Annotated in this window: 2 protein-coding genes; both read right to left on the reverse strand. The window is 54.4% G+C overall.

Features of this window, described 5'->3' with window-relative positions:
• Positions 1-45: 45 nt before the first annotated feature.
• Positions 46-1440 (reverse strand): V-type ATP synthase subunit B, encoded by a 1395-nt coding sequence (locus QCH34_RS09370; protein WP_300333250.1) that lies wholly within the window; start codon positions 1438-1440, stop codon positions 46-48.
• The gene (locus QCH34_RS09375) at positions 1441-3186 is read right to left on the reverse strand and encodes a V-type ATP synthase subunit A (RefSeq protein WP_300333253.1); all 1746 of its coding nucleotides are present in this window, start codon (positions 3184-3186) and stop codon (positions 1441-1443) included.
• Positions 3187-3285 lie beyond the last annotated feature (99 nt).

Below are 3285 nucleotides of genomic sequence, written 5' to 3' on the forward strand. Positions count from 1 at the left end.
GACCCGGATAAGCTCCATCCGTGTCGGCTTGACCTGCTCCACCTCTCATGCCTCCTGGTATCCGGGATGATACTTCTCAATATAGCTCACATTGATCCGCTTGAGTTCCTCTTCCGGAAGCATGGCAAGAAGATTCCAGCCGATCTCAAGGGTCCTTTCAATCCCGCGGTTCTCATCGCCCTGCGAAATGAAGGTCTTCTCAAACTCATCGGCAAGCTTGAGGTATTTCCTGTCCAGCTCGGTCAGGGCCTCCTCACCGACGATCGCAACGAGCCTCCTCAGATCCCTGCCATACGCATAAGAGGCATAGAGCTGATCGGCAACATTCCGGTGGTCTTCCCTCGTCTTCCCCTCGCCGATACCGGAGTTCATCAGTCTCGAAAGGCAGGGCAGGACATCAATAGGCGGATCTCCCCCTCTCCTGAAGAGATCCCGCGACAGCACAATCTGGCCTTCGGTGATATACCCGGTGAGGTCGGGGACAGGATGGGTGATATCGTCATCGGGCATCGTCAGAATGGGAATCTGGGTTATAGAGCCTTTCTTCCCCTTGATCTTCCCGGCACGTTCATAGATCGTCGAGAGATCGGTATACATGTACCCCGGATACCCCCGCCGCCCCGGCACCTCCTCGCGGGCAGTTGATATCTCCCTGAGAGCCTCACAATAGTTGATCATATCGGTTAAGATCACCAGCACATGATGGTTCAGCGTATAGGCAAGGTACTCCGCAACCGTCAGGGCACACCGGGGGGTAGTCAGCCGTTCGATGGTCGGGTCATTGGTCAGGTTCATGAAGAAGACCACCCGCCCAAGAGCCCCGGATTTCTCAAATGATCTCGTAAAGAAAGACGCCTCCCTGAAGGTGATGCCCATTGCAGCAAAGACCACAGAGAACTGCTCACCCTCGCCGAGCACCTTCGCCTGCCTGCCAATCTGTGCCGCCAGTTTGTTTGCAGGGAGACCGGCTCCCGAGAATATCGGAAGTTTCTGGCCCCGGACAAGCGTATTCAGGCCGTCAATTGCGGACATCCCGGTCTGGATAAAATCCTCGGGCTTATCCCGGGCCACGGGATTGATCGGCATTCCATTGACATCGACCTCCATCTCCTCGATGATATCCGGACCTCCGTCACGGGGTTTCCCGATCCCATTGAATGTCCGCCCCAGAATATCCGGAGAAAGCTTCATCATGAGAGGCCTGCCGGTGAACATCACCCTTGTTGATCTGTTGTCTATCCCGGTTGTCCCTTCAAACACCTGCACTACCGCAACGTCCTTTGATATCTCAAGAACCCGCCCCGATCTCTCCTCTCCATCCGGCAGATAGATCCTGACGATCTCATCATATGAGACATCCTTTGCATTGGTGATGAATATAAGGGGACCAGCCACGTTGCTGATCGTCTTATATTCCCGGCTCACAAGAACAGCGGTCATTTAGTCCTCCTCCATGAGTGACGCAAAATCGATTGCAATTCTTTCGATATGCCCTTTCACCATCCCGGCCTCGGGGAGCTCTTTCATCCGCCCGATCACCTTCTTCACCGGGAGCTGCATGATCGAATCGATCCCAATACCCCGGTTCATCGCCCGCTTTGCCATCTCATGGAAGGTAAGTATCACCTTCAGCATCCAGTACTGCTTCTCGAGTGAACAGAATGAATCGATCTCATGAAAAGCACTCTGCTGAAGGAAATCCTCCCGAATCATCCGTGAGATCTCAAGGATCAGCTTCTCGCTGTCAGGGAGGGCATCAGGCCCCACCAGCTGGACGATCTCCTGAAGCTCAACCTCCTTCTGGAGAAGATAGATCGCCTCCTCCCGAAGATCTTTCCAGTCCTCCGCAACTTCCTTCTCGTACCAGTCCTCCAAACTCTCAAGATACAGTGAGTAGCTTTTAATCCAGTTAACAGAAGGGAAATGCCGCCGGTAGGCGAGTGCAGTGTCAAGCGCCCAGAATGTCCCTGCAACCCTGAGCGTATTCTGGGTGATCGGCTCTGAGAAGTCGCCGCCCGGAGGGGAGACCGCTCCGATGATGGTGATGGAGCCGATCCGTTCATCCTTCCCCCAGCAGACAACCCGGCCGGCCCGTTCATAGAAGGCAGCAAGCCGGGTGGCAAGGTAGGCGGGATACCCCTCCTCGCCGGGCATCTCTTCAAGACGTCCGGAGATCTCACGGAGGGCCTCACCCCACCGGGATGTCGAATCTGCCATCAATGCGACATCATATCCCATATCCCGATAGTATTCCGCTATTGTGATCCCGGTATAGATCGATGCTTCACGGGCTGCAACCGGCATGTTTGATGTATTGGCAATCAAAACCGTCCTTTCGATGAGGGGGAGGCCGGTTCGGGGATCGATTAATTCCGGGAACTCATAGAGCACATCCGTCATCTCGTTGCCCCGTTCCCCGCATCCGATATAGACAACAATCCGGGTATCGGACCATTTGGCAAGAGTCTGTTCAGCAACCGTCTTCCCGGTACCAAAACCACCCGGTATCATCGCAGTCCCACCTTTGGCAAGAGGGAACATGGTATCAAAGATCCGCTGCCCGGTGATGAGGAGCGTATCCGGATCCATCTTCTTCCGATAGGGCCTGGGTTTTCGGGCTGGCCAGAGCTGCATCATCGCAATTTTCGTCCCATCCTCGAGGATGCAGACCGGATCAGTGACTGTATAGTCGCCCTGCTGAATCTCTGCTACCTTCCCGGATATGGATGGGGGAACCATGATACGGTGCTCGATATGGAATTCGGGAACAGATCCGATCAGATCGCCCTCCTTCACAGTGTCTCCGTCAGAAACCGCCGGAGTAAAATTCCATCTCCGGGAGAGATCAAGGCCGGGGGGAAAGACACCGCGTGATATGAAATCACCGCTCATCTCAAAGAGGACCGGGAGAGGACGCTGTATACCATCGTAGATTGAAGAAAGGAGACCGGGGCCAAGTGCTACAGAGAACTGGGTTCCTGTGCTCTCCACCTTCTCTCCCACTTTCAGGCCGGATGTGTCCTCGTACACCTGAATAACCGCCTCATCCTTATCCAGCCTGATGATCTCCCCAAATAATGCATCAGTCCCAACCCGGACCACCTCATACATCATCGATCCTCTCAGCCCCTCGGCGGTTACAACCGGCCCTGATATTCGTGAAATACTCCCTGTCGTCACGCTCATCTCCTCACAACAATATTATAGCCGATCGCTCTCCTCAGAAGCCGATCGATGTAGCTTTCTTTCTCCACCTGCTTTTTCCCCGAGGGTATTGGAATGATG

It is taken from the genome of Methanocalculus sp. (assembly GCF_029762515.1).
GTDB lineage: Archaea > Halobacteriota > Methanomicrobia > Methanomicrobiales > Methanocorpusculaceae > Methanocalculus.